Genomic DNA, 16,249 nt, shown 5'->3' with positions numbered 1-16,249 from the left:
CCGGTAAATTGCGTATCGTGAGGACGGCGTACAGGTGCGGGCTTACCCGACCCCCGAACGAGCTGCGGTGTTCAACCGCACTTTCGGTTGTGTACGCCTGGTGTGGAACAAGACCCTGAGCGAGCGGAGTGACCGTTACCGCGACAGTGGTGCGCGCACCTCGTACAAGCAGACCTCCGCCACTCTCACCGTGTGGAAGCGCACCGAGGAACTCTCGTTCTTGTCGGAAGTTTCCCCGGTGCCGTTGCAACAGACACTGCGCCACCAGCACGCGGCGTTCCAGAACTTCTTCGCTCGGCGTGCGCGCTACCCGAAGTTCAAGACCCGCAACGGCCGCCAAACCGCGCACTGCACGCGCTCTGCATTCGGAATGCGGCACGGCATGCTGACGCTCGCCAGGACGGGCCTTCCGCTGCGTTTCGTCTGGTCTTTCGCCGATGTGGACGTGACCACGCTCGACCCGACGACCGTGGTCATCACCCGTGAACCAGACGGACGCTGGTACGTCACCTTCGCCGTTGATGCCGAAGAGCCCGCACCCACTGAGCCAGTAGGCCACGCGATAGGTGTTGACCTCCGCTTGACGGATCTCCTGGTGACCAGCGACGGCCTGCGGATCGCCAATCCGCGACAGTTTGCCCGCAGAGCACGCAACCTCGCCCGCTATCAACGCCGAACGGCTCGCTGCCAACGCGGAAGCAACAACCGCCGCAAAGCAAAGACAAGAGGCGCCCGGGTTCACCGGAAGATTCGCAACGCACGGCGAGACTTCCTGCACCGCACGACCACGAACCTGGTGCGTTCGGCTGACCTCATCGCTGTCGAAGACCTGAACGTCGCGGGTATGAGACGCAACCACCACGTCGCACACGCCATCTCCGACGTCAGTTGGGGGGAGTTCAAGCGGCAACTGGCATGCAAATGCGCGCGCGCTGGCCGCACACTGGTGGTCATTGACCGCTGGTACCCGTCGGGCAAAACGTGCTCGGCCTGCGGGCACCGGCTGACTGAACTGGCTCTGCCCGCTCGGCACTGGCCGTGCCCGAGCTGCCGCACCCTGCACGACCAGGACCTCAACGCGGCGAAGAACATCCTTGCGGCTGGTCGAGTCGTAGCCCGAAGCACATCGGGTGATGCCTGCGGAGCTGATGTCAGTCGGCAAGGGTCCTCCCTTCCGCGATCGGCGATGAACCAGGAATCCTGTGCCGTGAGGCGCAGCCCGTAAGGGCCCATCCGCCGCAAGGCGGATAAGAAACAGTCAATCGAATTTCAGGTCTACGGAGCCAAGTCCGGCGAACTCGGCGTGGAACTCGTCACCCGGCCGCGCGTCGATCGCCCGCGTGCACGAACCGGGCAGCACGATGTCTCCGGCGAGCAACCGGACGCCGAAGCTCGCGACCTTCTCCGCGAGCCACGCCACCGCGATCGCCGGATCGCCCAGCACCGCGTCACCGCGTCCTTCGGCGACCACTTCACCGTTGCGCCGCAACGTCGCCGCCACCGCGCCGATGTCCAGTTCGGACGGCCGGACGCGCTCAGAGCCGAGGATGAACCCGGCAGAGGAGGCGTTGTCCGCGATGGTGTCCTGGAGGCCGATCTTCCAGTCGATGATCCGGCTGTCGATCAGCTCGATGGCCGGCGCGACGAACTCCGTCGCCCGCAGCACGTCCTCGACCGTGCAGCCCTCGCCCGGCAGGTCCTGGCTGAGCAGGAACGCGATCTCGACCTCGACCCGCGGGTACAGGTACGCCGAAGCGTCCGCGGTGCCGGTCAGCTGCATGTCGTCGAGCAGGTGGCCGTAGTCGGGTTCGTCGACGCCCATCATCTGCTGCATCGCGAGCGACGACAGGCCGACCTTGTGGCCGATGACGTCACGGTTGCGGTGCCGGACGTTGAGCAGCTGGATCTCGTAGGCGTCGACCACGTCGATCTCGGGGTACAGCTCGACCAGCGGCTTGATCGGCACGCGGTCGCGTTCCGCCACGCGCAGCAGCTCGGCGGCCGCCTCCCTGGACTGGATCGTCAGCACCTGGCCTCCCCTGCATCTGTTGACCTGGCCACGTGTTGCCCGGCGCGGCGGCCCGAGAAGACGCAGTCGGCGAGCGCGAGCCCGCTGACGTAGGACTCCGAGCACACGCCGACCGCCGACCGGCCCGCCGCGTACAGGCCGGGAACTCCTCGCACCTGGCCGGTTTCCTCGTCGACGACGAGTCCGCCCAGCGTGAGCATCGGGCACGGGTAACCGAATCCGGCCTTGATCGAGACGTTGATCAGCGAGTACGGCGGCGTACCGAACGGTTCGGGCGTACCGATCCCCGCTTTGGCCGCCACCTCTTCGATCGTCGGCGCGGTGACCATGCCGCGGCTCAGGAAGTACCGGACCTGCCACCGCTGGAAGGGCGCCGCCTGCGTCCTCACCTGCGCCCGAGCGACCCGCAGGATGTCGTCGTCGACCAGCAGCCAGGCCTTTCCGCCGCGTTCGGCGATCGCGCTCCCGATGGCCGCGCCGTACCGCGTCGCGTCACCGAACCTGCGCCCTTCTGGGTCGACCAGCACCCCGCGTTGCAACGCACTGGGCGGCGTGACGAACCGCCACACCGAGATCTTGTCCATTCGCGCGGTCCTGCCACCGGCGGCGACACCGAGCCGGATCCCGCTGCCGTCGTCGCCGGGCGTGCCGAGCGGGAGGCCACCACGGTAGGCCGGCGAGATCTCGCGCACCCTGTCCCGGTCGGCGATGAACCCGCCCGCCGAGATGACCACTCCCTGCCGCGCGGACACCGTGACGGGACGGCTGAAGCGCCGTTCCAGCCACGCGGCCAGCGCGAACAGCTTCCTGCCGACGGGCGGGTAGTAGAGCCACGGCTTGGCGCCCGCCTTGGACAGCATCGCGTGCACGGTCTGCGGCAGGCCGGTCAGCGTCCGGCAGCGCACACCCGTGACACGGCCGTCGGTCGTGATCAGCTCCTCGGCACGGGTCTGCGGCATGATCCGCACGCCCGCCCGCCGGGTCGCCTCGGCCAGCCGGGCGAAGAAAACCTTGCCCGAGGTGCCTTTCGCCCTGGTCCGGTGGCCACGCGCAGCCGGATCGGGCCAGGCGTCCTCGCTGCCGGACTGGTAGAGGTAGTAGTCGTCTGTCGGATAGGAGGTCTTGAACGGGCACAGGCTCGCGTCGAACGGCACGCCCTGGTCCTCCAGCCAGGCCAGCATCTTGGCGCTGTCCTCGCAGAACCGGCGCAGCGTCGCCTCCGACACCGCGTCCCGGACCTCGTGCTTCAGGTAGGAGAACATCGCCTCTGGCGTGTCCGTGACTCCGGCCTCGACCTGCTGCCTCGTGCCACCGCCCGCGTACACGACGCCACCGGACAACGCAGTCGCGCCACCACCCGCGAACCGGTCCAGAACCAGCACGGACGCACCGGCCACCGCGGCTTCGATGGCGGCGCACGCGCCGGCCGCACCAAAGCCGATGACGATCACGTCAGCGGTGACGTCCACGCGATCCTCCCGGAACACGTTCTCGGTCAACGGACTTGCCTGGAACTCCTACACCATAGCGCCAAACCGCCTCAGAACTATAACCTGTTCTAGTCTGAGCCTCGGGGAGGTGCGATGTACGACGTGATCGTCGTCGGCAGTGGCGCGGCAGGCATGACAGCCGCCCTCTGCACCGCTCAACACGGCCTGCGCACCCTCGTCATCGAGAAGGCCGAGCACTTCGGCGGCTCGACCGCGAGGTCCGGCGGCGGCATCTGGGTGCCGAACAACCACGTGCTCGCCGGGGCCGGCCAGGCCGACTCGCCGGAACTGGCCGCCACCTACCTGGAGCACATCGCCGGGGACGTGCCCGCCGAGCTGCGCGAGGCGTTCCTGGACGCCGGACCGGCCATGCTCGCGTTCGTCTGCGCGCACACGCCGCTGAAGTTCCGCTGGGTCCGCGAGTACGCCGACTACTACCCGGAGGCGCCCGGCGGACAGCCGCGCGGCCGGTCGGTCGAACCGCTGCCGTTCGACACCAAGCTCCTCGGCGAGGAGATCAAGGACCTCGAACCGCCGTACGTGCCGACACCCGCGGGCATCGTGATCACCCAGACCGACTACCGCTGGCTGACGCTGATCGGACGGCATCCCCGCGGCCTCCTGACCGCCGCCAAGGTCTTCGCCCGCAGGTTCCTGCCGGGCAGACGGCTGACCATGGGCCAGGCGCTGGCAGCGGGCCTGCGCGCCGGGCTGAAGGCGCAGAACGTGGAGATCCGGCTCAACACCGCGATGACCGACCTGCACTACGAGAACGGCCGGGTCGCCGGAGTCGTCGTCGGCGACAGGCTGATCACGGCAACGCACGTCGTCCTGGCGTCCGGCGGCTTCGAGCACAACGAACAGCTGCGCAAACAGCACCAGGACATCGGTACGGAGTGGACGGTCGGCGCGCTGGCCAACACCGGCGACGGCATCGAGGCGGGTGTCCGGGCGGGCGCGGCCACCGGGCTCATGGACGAGGCGTGGTGGGGACCGTCGGTGCCGTTGCCGCGCGGCCCGTACTTCCTGCTGGCCGAACGCTCACTGCCAGGCTGTGTGCTGGTCGACGGCACCGGGCGCAGGTTCGTCAACGAGGCGGCGCCCTACATCGACGTGGTGCACGCGATGACCGGCAAGACGTGGCTGGTGTTCGACCACGCCTACCGCAGCCGCTACCCGTTCTGCGGCCTCCCGCCCCGCCGCCCGCTCCCCCGGCGCTGGCAGGACGCCGTGCTCACCGCACCCAGCCTCGACGACCTCGCCCAGCAGGCCGATCTGCCGGAGCTCACCGAGACCGTCCGGCGGTTCAACACCCTGGCCGTGGACGGCGACGACACCGACTTCCACCGCGGCGACAGCGCGTACGACCGTTACTACGGCGATCCGCGCAACCGCCCGAACCCGAACCTGGCGCCGCTCATGACAGCGCCGTTCTACGCGGTCAAGATCGTGCCCGGCGACCTCGGCACCAAGGGCGGCCTGCGCACCGACAGCCGCGCGCGGGTGCTGCGCGAGGACGGTTCGGTGATCGAAGGCCTGTACGCGGCGGGAAACACCAGCGCGCTGGTGATGGGCCACACCTACGCGGGCGCGGGCGCCACCCTCGGACCGGCGATGACGTTCGGTTATCTCGCCGGCCTCGACATCACTGGAGGAACACGATGACGCAGGACGCCGTGCGGACCATCGACACCGGCGCACCTCCGGCGCGGTTCGCGCGCGGCTGGCACTGCCTCGGCCTCGCCGACAGCTTCCGCGACGGCAAACCCCATGCCGTGGAGGCGTTCGGCACGAAGCTCGTGGTGTTCGGCACGGAGGACGGCAAGCTCAACGTGCTCGACGGGTACTGCCGGCACATGGGAGGCGACCTCACCCAGGGCACCGTCAAGGGCAACACCGTCGCCTGCCCGTTCCACGACTGGCGCTGGGCGGGCAACGGCAAGTGCGTGGAAATCCCCTACGCCAAACGGGTTCCGCTGCGGGCGCGCACCCGGTCGTGGATCACGATGGAGGAGAACAAGCAGCTCTTCGTGTGGAACGACCCGCAGGGCAACCCGCCGCCGGAGCACGTGACGATCCCGCGCATCGACGCCGCGTTCAGCGACGAGTGGAGCAACTGGACGTGGGACTCGGTGGTGATCGACAACGCGAACTGCCGCGAGATCATCGACAACGTCGTCGACATGGCCCACTTCTTCTACATCCACTTCGCGTTCCCGACGTACTTCAAGAACGTGATGGAAGGCCATGTCGCCTCGCAGTACCTGACCACGCGCGGACGGCCGGACGTCGCGATGGGCTCGAACTACACCGGTGACGTGGAGGTGCGTTCGGAGGCCTCGTACTACGGGCCGTCGTACATGATCGACTACCTGTGGAACGACTACAAGGGCATCGAGATCGAGACGGTGCTGATCAACTGCCACTACCCGATCACGCCGACGTCGTTCCGGTTGCAGTGGGGCGCGATCGTGAAGAAGCTGCCCGGTGTGTCCGACGAGCACGCGGACAAGATCGCGGCGAAGTTCGCGCGCGGCATCGGTGTCGGGTTCCTGCAGGACGTGGAGATCTGGCAGAACAAGACCCGCATCGACAACCCGTTGCTGTGCGAGGAGGACGGGCCTGTCTACCAGCTGCGGCGCTGGTACGAGCAGTTCTACGTCGACGTGGAGGACGTCACCGACGACATGGTGCGGCGCTTCGAGTTCGAGGTGGACACGAGCCGGGCGGTCGAGGTGTGGGAGAAGGAGGTCGCCGAGAACCTCGCCCGGAGGGAACCGGCACGCCAGGAGCAGGCGACGTGAACGAGCGCGACGAGTTCCTCGTCGGCGGGATGGCGCCGGTGCGGTGCGACTGCGGAAACCGGGTGCTGGTCAAGAAGAACAGCCCGCAGCACACGAGCGTGCAGTGGCTCAGCGACACGAGCTCCTGCCCCGAGCTGTGCGGGCCGCGGTCCGCGTTCGTGCGGACGTGCCTGCGGCTGCGCGACAGCATCGAGAAGGCCGTGCGCGACGGGACGCTGGAGGTCGCCGATGGCTGAGGTGCACCGGTTGCGGGTCGACGCCGTGATCGAGGAGACCGAGGACGCCCGCTCGTTCGTGTTGTCCGGCGCCGACTTCGCGCCACGGCCCGGCCAGTTCCTGACCGTGCGGGCGGGCGACGTGGCGCGCTGCTACTCCCTGTCCAGCGCGCCGGGTGAGCCGTTGAAGATCACGGTCAAGCGGACGCCGGACGGGTACGGCTCGCACTGGATGTGCTCCGAGGTTCAGGTCGGCACCGAGCTGGACGTGCTGGCGCCCGCCGGGGTGTTCACGCCTTCCTCGCTGGACGGGTCGTTGCTCGCGTTCGCGGCCGGCAGCGGGATCACGCCGGTGATGTCCATCATCAGGGCGGTGCTGGCCGAAGCCGGCCGCGTGTTCCTGTTCTACGCCAACCGGGACGAGGGCTCGGTGATCTTCGCTCGCGAGCTCGACGAGCTGGCGCGGGCCCATCCGGATCGGCTGGTGGTCGTGCACTGGCTGGAATCGGTGCAGGGCTTGCCGCACGTGAAAGCGTTGCGTGCGTTCGTCCGGCCTTGTGACGAGGCGTTCGTGTGCGGGCCGGGGCCGTTCATGGAGGCAGCGCGCAAGGCACTGCACGGCGTTCCGGTCGTGCACATCGAGAAGTTCGTGTCGTTGTCCAGTGATCCGTTCTCCGAGGCGGTACCGGTGGCGGACGATCGACCGGACGCCGTGGTCGAGGTCGAGCTGGACGGTGAGCACCACCGGTTTCCGTGGCCGGCGCGGACGAGGCTGCTCGACCTGTTGCTGGAGAAGGGGCTCGACGCGCCGTACTCGTGCCGCGAGGGAGCGTGCAGCGCGTGCGCGTGCCGGCTCGTCGAGGGCGAGGTCAAGATGCTCAACAACGACGTGCTCGACTCCGAGGACATCGCCGACGGCATCGTGCTGGCGTGCCAGTCGGTTCCGGTCACCGACACCGTGAAGATCACCTACGAGTGAGGGGCGCCTGATGCCGATCGACCCGGACGTTGCGATCGGGGCGGAACTTCCCGAGATCAAGTTCTCCTGGACGCACTCGGACGTGCTGCTCTACCACCTGGCACTCGGGGCGACCGAACTCCGCTACGTCTACGAGCGGGGACTGCGGGTGCTGCCGACGTTCGGCGTTGTCGCGCCCCGTTTTCACGAGACCGCGCCGCCCGCCGTGTCGTTCCCCGGCATCGACATCGACCTCGCCCGGGTGCTGCACGGGACGCAGGAGATCACCGTGCACGCGCCCATCCCCGCCGAAGGTGAGGCCGTGCTGCGAACGCGGATCGCCGACGTGTGGGACAAGGGGAAAGCCGCCGTCATCGTGCAGGAGTCGACGGCCGTCACTCCCGACGGGACCGCCCTGTACACGACGCGGTCCAGCATCTTCGCGCGCGGCGAGGGCGGGTTCGGCGGCGAACGCGGGCCTTCTGGCAAGGTCGAGGTGCCTGCACGCGAGCCCGATGCGGTGATCGAGACTTCGACCTTGCCGCAGCAGGCCCATCTGTATCGGCTTTGTGGCGACCGGAACCCGCTGCACGCCGATCCGGAGTTCGCCCGGCTGGCCGGGTTCGACCAGCCGATCCTGCACGGGCTCTGCACGTACGGCGTGGTGTGCAAGGCAGTGGTCGACGCGCTGCTGGACGGGCCGGAGCAGGTGTCGTCGTTCGGAGCGAAGTTCGCCGGCGTGGTGTTCCCCGGCGAGACGCTGACGACTCGGGTGTGGCGGGACGGTTCACAGCTGGTGCTGACGACTTCCGCCGCCGACCGTCCCGTGCTCGCTGATGCCGTGCTCAGCCTCGTATAGCCCACTGCTGGTTGGTGCCGCCGTGACACGACCAGAGAATCAGCCTCGTGCCGTTGGTCGTGCCTGCGCCGTAGGCGTCCAGGCACAGACCTGACTGCACCGGAGATGGTGCCGTTCGAGTTGACGTTCCACTGCTGGTTGGCGCCACCGTGGCAGTCCCAGATGATCACCTGGATGCCGTTGGTGGTGCCCTGGCCGTTGGCGTCGAGGCACTTGTTGCCGTAGATCTGCAGCCTCTTGTCCGCCGTGGTGGTCCAGCGCTGCCGATCGGCGCTCTGGCAGTCCGCCAGCTGCGCCCGGGTGCCGTTGGTGCCGGCCGGCACGTCGACGCACCGGCCGGACTGGCTGCCGACGATCTGCCTGCCCGGCTGCGTGAAGGGTGCGTAACCGGCCGCGGTGATGTTGGCCTGCACGGCGTCCTCGGTGGCGTTCGACGGATAGCCGGAGGTGAGCACGCCCTCGAAGAACGTGCCGGCGCCGGTGACGCTGTTGTCGCCGCCGATGCCGAGGAGGATCGCGCCCTGCTTCTTCATCGGGTGGTAGCCGTTGGGACGCGGGCCGTCGAACATGGTCGACAGCCCGCCCGACTGCGCGTTGCCGCCGCGGATCGCCCAGTGGTTCGGCTCGCCCTTGACGATCGCCGTCACGAAGCGGTGGTTGATGGTCGGGTTCCTGTTGTACCCGGCGTTCACCCCGGAGAACAGGCCCCACTCCAGATCGGCCATGATCCACGGGCCGGGCCCGTCGCCGTAGCCCCACTGCCTGCTGGATCCGAAGTAGACGGTTTCCATGATCGCGGGGCTGTCGGCGGTGTTGGTCGTCTGCGCGTTGCCGTAGTCGAAGCAGCACCACTGGTTGTAGTGCTGCCCGTCCACGACGGCGTAGATGCCTTCGGGCTGGTCACCGGTCGCGACGCCGTTGGTCTTGTTGTTGCGGTAACCGGTGCCCGGCGAGATGTGGACGCCGTAGGCCTTTCGGCCGCCGACGGTGACCGGTGCGGCCTTCGCGTCGGCGAGCTTGTCCCATCCGCCGGGCTCGGACCCCTTCCGAGGACCTTCTGACCTGGTAGAGCGGGCTGTTGTAGTTGCCGTACAACGCCCTGGTGGTGCTGTGCGCGGCCACGCAGGGTGCGCCGCCGGTGGCGTAGATGTCGCACGGACCGGATGCCGCCGCGCGTGCGCTCGGCTCTTCGGGCAGAGCGATGGCGGAGGTGGTGAGCGCGAGTGAGGTCGTAACGGCGAGACTGAGGCGGCTTAATCGACCTTTTATGCCTGTCGATGCCTTCCATGGGTTGCCTCGGATCGAACCGGTTCGTCGAAACCCGAGGACAAAGACTGAATACCGTCAACTGCACAGCATCCCGCAGTTGACGGTAGTCAGCAAAGCATGCGCGCCGAACTGAGCCGTCTACGGTCGAACCGGTTCGACAGAATTGGCCAGTACCAGGCCGCTGGTCGGGACGCCGGTGCCGGCGGTGACCAGAACGTGCTCGACGTCCGCGACCTGGTTGACCGCGGTGCCGCGCACCTGCCGCACACCCTCGGCGATGCCGTTCATGCCGTGCAGGTAGGCCTCGCCGAGCTGGCCGCCGTGCGGGTTGAGCGGCAGGTCGCCGTCCAGTTCGAGAGCGCCCGATGCCACGAAGTCCCTGGCCTCACCCCTGCCGCAGAAACCCAGCTCCTCCAGCTGGACCAGCACGAACGGTGTGAAGTGGTCGTAGAGCACCGCGACGTCCACATCGGACGGGCCGATGCCCGACCTCTCCCACAGTCCGCGTGCCACCACGCCCATCTCGGGCAGCCTGGTCAGGTCGTCGCGGTAGTAGCTCGTCATCGTGAACTGGTCGACAGCGCTGCCCTGCGTGGCCGCCTTGATGTGCGCGGGCTTGTTCGGCAGGTCGCGGGCGTGTTCGGCCGAGGTGACGACGAGGGCGACGCCGCCGTCGGTCTCCTGGCAGCAGTCGAGCAGCCTGAGCGGTTCGGCGATCCAGCGGGAGGCCTGGTGGTCGTCGAGGGTGATCGGCCTGTTGTGGAACCAGGCGTGCGGGTTCGTCGCGGCGTGCTTGCGGTCGATCACGGCGATCCGGCCGAAGTCCTCCGAGGTCGCGCCGTACTCGTGCATGTACCGGCGGGCGAACATGGCGACCATCGCGGCCGGCGTGCCCAGGCCCATCGGGTACGACCAGCTGTTGTCGATGTTCGCTGCGGCCGCGGTCTGCACCTGGCCGAACCGGTGGCCCGAGCGTTCGTTGAAGGCGCGGTAGCAGACGACGACCTTCGCCGCGCCGGTCGCGACCGCCATCGCGGCCTGTTGCACGGTCGCGCACGCCGCGCCACCGCCGTAGTGGATGCGGCTGAAGAACGTCAGCTCCGGGATGCCCAGCTCGCGGGCGACCGCAATCTCGGCGTTGGTGTCCATGGTGAAGCTGACCAGCCCGTCCACATCGGAGGGTTCGAGACCGGCGTCGGCGAGAGCCGCCCGCACCGCCTCGGCGGCCAGCTGAAGCTCGCTGCGTCCGGAGTTCTTGGAGAAGTCGGTCGCACCGATGCCCACGATCGCGGCGTTCATGCCGGCACCTCGATCTTCACGACGCCGGTGACGTGGTCGCCGTGACCGGTCCTGCCGACGACCTCGACGGTCAGCTCCTGGTTCTCGCGTTCGACGACCTGGCCGAAGAACTTCAGCGTGTCGTAGGCGTAGCAGGGCGCGCCGAGCCGGATGTTCACCTGACGCACCAGCGCTTCCGGGCCCGCCCAGTCCGTGACGTACCGCTGCACCAGCCCGGTCGTGGTGAGGATGTTGATGAAGATGTCCTTGGAGCCGCGCTTGATCGCCAGGTCGCGGTCGTGGTGCACGTCCTGGAAGTCACGCGTGGCGATCGCGGTGCTGATCACGAACGTCGGCGTGGCCTCGACGTGCCACTCCGGCAGGGAATCACCGATCCGCACGGGGCCTCCAGCTCGGCATCGTCAGTTCGTCGTCGATCTTCGTGAACACGACCTCGACCGGCAGCCCGATGCTCGGTTCGCCGTCCAGCTCGAAGAGCATGCGCACGCCCTCGTCCAGCTCGACCAGGGCGACCACGAACGGGGTCTGCTTGCCGGGCACCTGCGGATGGTGGTGCACGACGTAGCTGTAGACCACGCCGCGGCCGTCCGACACGAGGTACTTCGGTTTGGTGGCACCGCATTCCGGGCACATCGGGCCCGGTGGGTGGCGCAGGAGGCCGCAGCCGCCGCAGCGTTGGATGCGGAGCTCACCCTGCTCGCAGCCCTCCCAGAAGTACTCGGTGTCGCGGTTGATCGCGGGCCGGATCGCCTGCGCTCTCGGGGCTTCGGGTTGAGGCGCGGGCTTCTCCGCCGGCCGGAACTTGAGCACCCTGAACCGCATCTCCGCCACCGGCTCGTCCCCCACGTACCAGGTGCTCCTGGTCGTGACGAACCATCCCTCGCCGAGCGCGGTCTTCTTGGGCCCGGTCACGTCCTCCAGCGTCGACGTCACCGAGACGTGCTCACCCACGCGCAGGTAGCGGTGGTAGGTCTGGTCGCTGTTCGTCGCCACGACCGACGTGAACCCGGCCTCGTCGAGGATCGCCATCATCGCGCCGAGCGGGTCGTCCGACGTGCGCTGGCCGTGCAGGCCGCCCATCGTCCACACCTGGACCATCGCCGGTGGCGCGACCTCGGTGTAGCCGGGGTGCTGGTCGCCGATGGCCTCCAGCCAGTTGTTGATCATCGGGAGGTTGACCGGATCACGTGCCAGCCGCGGCGCCGACTCACCCCGTTCGGCGATGCGCGCTGCTTCCTTCTCAATGGCAGATTTGTCAGTCACCGCACCACCCTGGGTAGGCCGAGCCCGATGTTGGCGATGAGCTCGCGCTGGATCTCGTTCACTCCCCCGCCGAAGGTCAGCACGAGGTTGCGCCGCGCCTGCACGTCCAGCCACCGGGCGAGCTCCGCGTCGGCGCCGTGCCGTCCGACGAGCTCCTCCAGCAGCCTGCCGACGCGCTGGGTGCGGTCCGCGGCGAACACCTTGGTCGCCGAGGCGTCCGCGACCGACACCTCGCCGCTCGCGACCTGCCAGTTGAGCAGCTCGTTCACCCGGTGCACGGCGCGTGCCTCCGCCAGGGCACGCCGCACGTCCGGCAGGTCGAGCAGCTTCCGTTCGGCGGCCCAGCGGTGGACCCGTTCCACCAACGCGCCGAGGCGTCCGGACGGGCCGAGCATGACGCGCTCGTGGTTGAGCTGGGTGGTGATCAGCCGCCAGCCCTTGTTCTCCTCGCCCACCCGCCTGGTTTCCGGGACGCGGACGTCGTTGTAGTAAGTCGCGTTCACGTGGTGCGCACCGTCGCACGTGATGATCGGCGTCCACGAGTAGCCGGGATCCTTGGTGTCGACGATGAGGATCGTGATGCCCTTGTGCCGCGAGTCCGGTGACCCGGTGCGGCACGCCAGCCACACGTAATCCGCGTCGTGCCCACCCGTAGTGAACGTCTTCTGCCCGTTGACGACGTAGTGATCGCCTTCCCGCACGGCTTTCGTGCGCAACGCCGCCAGGTCCGTGCCCGCGTCCGGCTCGGTGTAGCCGATCGCGAAGTGGAGGTCGCCGCTGAGGATGCGCGGCAGGAAGAAGTCCTTTTGCTCCTGAGTGCCGAACGCCTGCAGGGTCGGGCCGACCGTCTGCAGGGTCACGTACGGCAGCGGGACGTCGGCGCGCGCGGCCTCGTTGACGAAGATCTGCTGCTCGACCGGCCCGAACCCCTTGCCGCCGTACTCCCGCGGCCAGCCGACGCCGAGCCTGCCGTCACGCCCGAGCCTGCGCACCAGTTCGCGGTAAGTCGCGCCGTGGCGTTCAGTCAGCATCGCCTCGCGCTCCTCCGGCGACATGAGCCCGGCGAAGTACTCGCGCAGCTCGTCCCGCAGCTTGCGCTGGCCGGCGGTGAGGTCAATGAACATCGATGGCCCCCAAGCGGTGCTCCACTCCGCCGACGAACCGCGTCAGCTCCTTGGCCATGCCGTAGTAGCGATGCATCGGGTACGTGATGTCGAGGCCCAGGCCGCCGTGCAGGTGGTGGCAGGTGTGGACGGCCGGCAGGGCTTCTGCCGCCAGCCAGTAGGCCGCCGTGGCGAGGTCGTTGTCGTCGAGGCTCCAGCAGGCGGCGAGAGTCGCCAGGTGGAGGGTGCGGGCGGCGATGTAGACGTCCGCGACCTGGCACGCGGCGGCTTGGAACGTCGACAGCGGCTTGCCGAACTGGTGGCGGGTGCCGACGTGCTGCACCGTGAGGTCGAGGGCGCCGGCGAGGACGCCGTCCGCGACCGCGCAGGCTCCGGCCAGCGCGAACCGGCGGATGCCTTCGGCCGCACCGGCTGTCAGAGGAGTACCGCGGGCTCCTTCGAGCTGCACCACACCGTCCGATGTGGACACGCCGGGTTGTGTGGGATCTACGACGAAGACGCCAGGGCCGTCGTCGGCGGTCGCTGACACGAGGATCCGTTGTGCCGCATCGGCGTGTGGCACGTTGATCTTCACTCCGAAGATCCCGTCCGGTCCCGCCTCGGTGTCAGGGAGGGCGGGAAGGGGCTCGGACGGTTCGCTCAGCGCCGCCGTCAGCACCCCGTGCTGCTCGGTCACCAGTGGCAGCAACTCGTCCTGCTGCTCCGGTGTTCCGTATCGGGAGATCGGCAACACTCCCAACGCCAGAGTCGCCAGAGCCGGAACATCTGCAGCTCGCCGGCCGACCTCGGTGAGCAGCACCGCCGTTTCCAGGACGCCGAGCCCGTCGCCACCGAGCCGTTCCGGAACGGCGAGGGCCAGCAACCCGGCCTCCCCCAGGGCTTTCCAGGGTGTGTCGCCCTCCCTCCCCAGCACGTCAGCCGCCAGACGGCTGATCTCCTGCTGGGTCTCGTCGAGCTTGAAATCCATCAGGGCTCCCTCGGTAGACCGAGAATCCGTTCCCCAGCAAGGTTCATCAGCACCTGCGTCGTCCCGCCCGCGATGCTCAGGCACCGCGTCAGCAGGAACTCGTGGACCAGCGCGCTGTCCACGGCACCATCCGGCCCGAGCAGCTCCACCGCGAACTCCGAGACGTCCTGGCGATGCCGCACCCCGACGAGCTTGCGCACGCTGGACTCCGCGCCCGGTTCCTGCCCGCTCAGCACCCGCAGGCTCGCCCGCAGGTCCAGCACCGACACCGCGAGCCCTTCTGCCACCAACGCGCCGAGCCGTTCCGCGTGATCCGGAGCCGCGGGCGATTTGAGAACCTGTTCCAGCGGCTCACCGAGCGACGAACCCCGTCCCATGGCAACGCGTTCGTTCGCGAGCGTGGTGCGCGCCAGCCGCCAGCCGTCGTTCACCTCGCCGACCACGCAGTCGTCAGGGACGAACACGTCGTCGAGGAAGACCTCGTTGAACCGGGCATCACCGGTGATCTCCCGCAACGGCCGCACGTCGACACCGGGCGAGCGCATGTCGACCAGGAAGTACGTGATGCCCTTGTGCTTCGGCACCGACGAGTCCGTGCGGGCGAGGCAGATCGCCCAGTCGGCCTGCTGCGCGAGCGACGTCCACACCTTCTGCCCGGTGAGCCGCCAGCCGCCGTCCACCCGCACCGCCTTGGTGCGCAAGGACGCGAGATCCGAGCCGGCCTCCGGTTCGCTGAACAGCTGGCACCAGGTGATGTCGCCGCACAACGTCGGCCGCACGAACCGTTCCTGCTGCTCAGGGGTTCCGTGACGGAGGATCGTCGGACCCGCCCAGCCCCCGATCACCAGGTCGGGCCTGCGCACGCCGGCACGGGCGAACTCGTCGTCGATCACGAGCTGCCGGGCGGGGTCTGCGTCCAGCCCGTACGGACGTGGCCAGTGCGGCACGAGGAAACCGCTGTCCGCCAGCCGTTCCCGCTGCGCGGCCGCGTCCAGCCCGGCGATCTCCTCGGCGAACGCGCGCACCTCCGGATCACCGGAGATCTCCACGGTGTGCGAGCGACGCATGCCCTGCAGCGCCAGCTCGGCGACCCGCCGGCGCCACCGGGCGACACCACCGGCGAGCTGCTGCAACGAGAGCGCCCGGCGCAGGTAGCGGTGGGCGTCGTGCTCCCAGGTGAACCCGATCCCGCCCAGCACCTGGATGCAGTCCTTGGCGTTGCGGACCGCCGCGTCCAGCGCCACGGCCGCCGCGACCGCCGCCGCCAGCGGGTGCTCGTCCTCGCCCACCGAGCCGGCCGCGTCCCACGCGACCGAACTGGCCTGCTCGGCCCGGCACAGCATCTCGACGCACAGGTGCTTCACCGCCTGGAACGAGCCGATCGCCCGCCCGAACTGCTGACGCTGCCGGGCATACGAGACGGCGGTGTTCAGGCACCACGCGGCGATCCCGCTCGCCTCGGCGGCCATCAAAGTCACCGCGAGGCCGGTCGGATCAGCCACCAGCTCACCGGGTTCGTCGACCACCACCGACCCGAGCGATCGGGACGGGTCGACGGCTTCCAGTTCGGTGACCGTGACATGTTCGCGCGGCACGAGCATCCAACTGTCCGTTTTGAGCAGCAGATGCGTCGCCTCGGCGGCACCCACCACGTGGTGTGACGAAAACCCGAATCCGGCGATTCCGTCGAACTCCGGGACCAGCACGGACACCAGCGCCGTGGGCAGCAACGGTCCCGGCACGAGGTTCTCCGCCGCCCGTTCCAGCATCACCGCGAGATCGGCGACCGTGCCGCCCTCCCGCACCACCTCGAAGAACCCGACCCGGACGAGATCGACCCACTCGCCCTTGGCCGCGTCCACGCTGTCGCGCAACGCTCGTTGTTCCCCGGTCGTGGCGATCGGCATGCGGCCTCCTCCAGTACGTGAAGAAGTTTATAGAACGTGTTCTAATTCGGGCAACAGATCATGGC

The 16,249-nt window shown here is 68.6% G+C and carries 15 protein-coding genes and 1 pseudogene; 6 read left to right on the top strand and 10 right to left on the bottom strand.

Features of this window, described 5'->3' with window-relative positions:
• Nucleotides 1–67: 67 nt before the first annotated feature.
• Nucleotides 68–1,225: an RNA-guided endonuclease InsQ/TnpB family protein gene (locus tag ABFX45_RS04405; RefSeq protein ID WP_428834078.1), complete on the top strand. Its 1,158-nt coding sequence runs from the start codon at nucleotides 68–70 to the stop codon at nucleotides 1,223–1,225.
• A 33-nt stretch (nucleotides 1,226–1,258) separates the two neighbouring features.
• Here the strand turns inward: ABFX45_RS04405 and ABFX45_RS04400 are convergent, their stop codons facing one another.
• Both ABFX45_RS04400 and ABFX45_RS04395 read right to left on the bottom strand, forming a co-directional pair.
• Nucleotides 1,259–2,029 carry a 2-keto-4-pentenoate hydratase gene (locus ABFX45_RS04400; protein WP_109636693.1) on the bottom strand — a complete coding sequence of 257 codons (771 nt, stop codon included), beginning with the start codon at nucleotides 2,027–2,029 and terminating at the stop codon, nucleotides 1,259–1,261.
• Nucleotides 2,023–3,528 (bottom strand): FAD-binding protein, encoded by a 1,506-nt coding sequence (locus ABFX45_RS04395; protein ID WP_267900062.1) that lies wholly within the window; start codon nucleotides 3,526–3,528, stop codon nucleotides 2,023–2,025. Before ABFX45_RS04395 ends, ABFX45_RS04400 begins: the two co-directional genes overlap by 7 nt.
• Before the next feature lie 84 nt (nucleotides 3,529–3,612).
• Here ABFX45_RS04395 and ABFX45_RS04390 point away from each other — a divergent pair, with 84 nt between their 5' ends.
• From ABFX45_RS04390 to ABFX45_RS04370, 5 genes are read left to right on the top strand one after another with little or no spacing between them, the layout of a single operon-like run.
• A complete protein-coding gene (locus ABFX45_RS04390) occupies nucleotides 3,613–5,184 on the top strand; it encodes an FAD-dependent oxidoreductase (protein WP_109636692.1) in 1,572 nt (523 codons plus the stop codon).
• Nucleotides 5,181–6,323 carry a 3-ketosteroid-9-alpha-monooxygenase, oxygenase component gene (locus ABFX45_RS04385; RefSeq protein WP_109636691.1) on the top strand — a complete coding sequence of 381 codons (1,143 nt, stop codon included), beginning with the start codon at nucleotides 5,181–5,183 and terminating at the stop codon, nucleotides 6,321–6,323. Before ABFX45_RS04390 ends, ABFX45_RS04385 begins: the two co-directional genes overlap by 4 nt.
• Nucleotides 6,320–6,559, top strand: coding sequence for a hypothetical protein (locus ABFX45_RS04380; protein ID WP_428834077.1), 240 nt, complete (start codon nucleotides 6,320–6,322; stop codon nucleotides 6,557–6,559). The genes ABFX45_RS04385 and ABFX45_RS04380 overlap by 4 nt, the downstream gene beginning before the upstream one ends.
• Nucleotides 6,552–7,517, top strand: coding sequence for a ferredoxin--NADP reductase (locus ABFX45_RS04375; protein ID WP_109636690.1), 966 nt, complete (start codon nucleotides 6,552–6,554; stop codon nucleotides 7,515–7,517). Before ABFX45_RS04380 ends, ABFX45_RS04375 begins: the two co-directional genes overlap by 8 nt.
• A gap of 10 nt (nucleotides 7,518–7,527) precedes the next feature.
• Nucleotides 7,528–8,355, top strand: coding sequence for a MaoC/PaaZ C-terminal domain-containing protein (locus ABFX45_RS04370; RefSeq protein WP_346127771.1), 828 nt, complete (start codon nucleotides 7,528–7,530; stop codon nucleotides 8,353–8,355).
• A gap of 161 nt (nucleotides 8,356–8,516) precedes the next feature.
• On the opposite strand, the pseudogene ABFX45_RS04360 reads toward ABFX45_RS04370, so the two are convergent.
• From ABFX45_RS04360 to ABFX45_RS04325, 8 genes and pseudogenes are all read right to left on the bottom strand, one after another.
• Nucleotides 8,517–9,356 (bottom strand): annotated as a pseudogene (locus ABFX45_RS04360) (arabinofuranosidase catalytic domain-containing protein); the annotation flags it as partial.
• Complete coding sequence (locus ABFX45_RS04355; protein WP_346128052.1) at nucleotides 9,256–9,504, bottom strand: arabinofuranosidase catalytic domain-containing protein; 249 nt, start codon at nucleotides 9,502–9,504, stop codon at nucleotides 9,256–9,258. The pseudogene ABFX45_RS04360 and the gene ABFX45_RS04355, both read right to left, overlap by 101 nt.
• Before the next feature lie 258 nt (nucleotides 9,505–9,762).
• Nucleotides 9,763–10,923: a lipid-transfer protein gene (locus ABFX45_RS04350; protein ID WP_109636688.1), complete on the bottom strand. Its 1,161-nt coding sequence runs from the start codon at nucleotides 10,921–10,923 to the stop codon at nucleotides 9,763–9,765.
• Nucleotides 10,920–11,303 carry a MaoC family dehydratase gene (locus tag ABFX45_RS04345; RefSeq protein ID WP_109636687.1) on the bottom strand — a complete coding sequence of 128 codons (384 nt, stop codon included), beginning with the start codon at nucleotides 11,301–11,303 and terminating at the stop codon, nucleotides 10,920–10,922. The genes ABFX45_RS04350 and ABFX45_RS04345 overlap by 4 nt, the downstream gene beginning before the upstream one ends.
• Nucleotides 11,290–12,186 carry a bifunctional MaoC family dehydratase N-terminal/OB-fold nucleic acid binding domain-containing protein gene (locus ABFX45_RS04340; RefSeq protein WP_146231549.1) on the bottom strand — a complete coding sequence of 299 codons (897 nt, stop codon included), beginning with the start codon at nucleotides 12,184–12,186 and terminating at the stop codon, nucleotides 11,290–11,292. Before ABFX45_RS04340 ends, ABFX45_RS04345 begins: the two co-directional genes overlap by 14 nt.
• Complete coding sequence (locus ABFX45_RS04335; protein ID WP_109636686.1) at nucleotides 12,183–13,310, bottom strand: acyl-CoA dehydrogenase family protein; 1,128 nt, start codon at nucleotides 13,308–13,310, stop codon at nucleotides 12,183–12,185. Before ABFX45_RS04335 ends, ABFX45_RS04340 begins: the two co-directional genes overlap by 4 nt.
• Nucleotides 13,300–14,277 carry an acyl-CoA dehydrogenase family protein gene (locus ABFX45_RS04330; RefSeq protein ID WP_109636685.1) on the bottom strand — a complete coding sequence of 326 codons (978 nt, stop codon included), beginning with the start codon at nucleotides 14,275–14,277 and terminating at the stop codon, nucleotides 13,300–13,302. Before ABFX45_RS04330 ends, ABFX45_RS04335 begins: the two co-directional genes overlap by 11 nt.
• The gene (locus ABFX45_RS04325; RefSeq protein WP_346127764.1) at nucleotides 14,277–16,184 is read right to left on the bottom strand and encodes an acyl-CoA dehydrogenase family protein; all 1,908 of its coding nucleotides are present in this window, start codon (nucleotides 16,182–16,184) and stop codon (nucleotides 14,277–14,279) included. Before ABFX45_RS04325 ends, ABFX45_RS04330 begins: the two co-directional genes overlap by 1 nt.
• Between the last annotated feature and the right edge of the window lie 65 nt (nucleotides 16,185–16,249).

The sequence above is a fragment of the Lentzea roselyniae genome, assembly GCF_039537795.1.
GTDB lineage: Bacteria > Actinomycetota > Actinomycetes > Mycobacteriales > Pseudonocardiaceae > Lentzea > Lentzea atacamensis.
The sequence above is the reverse complement of the archived record's forward strand: the minus strand, read 5'-3'. Positions and strand labels throughout refer to the sequence as shown.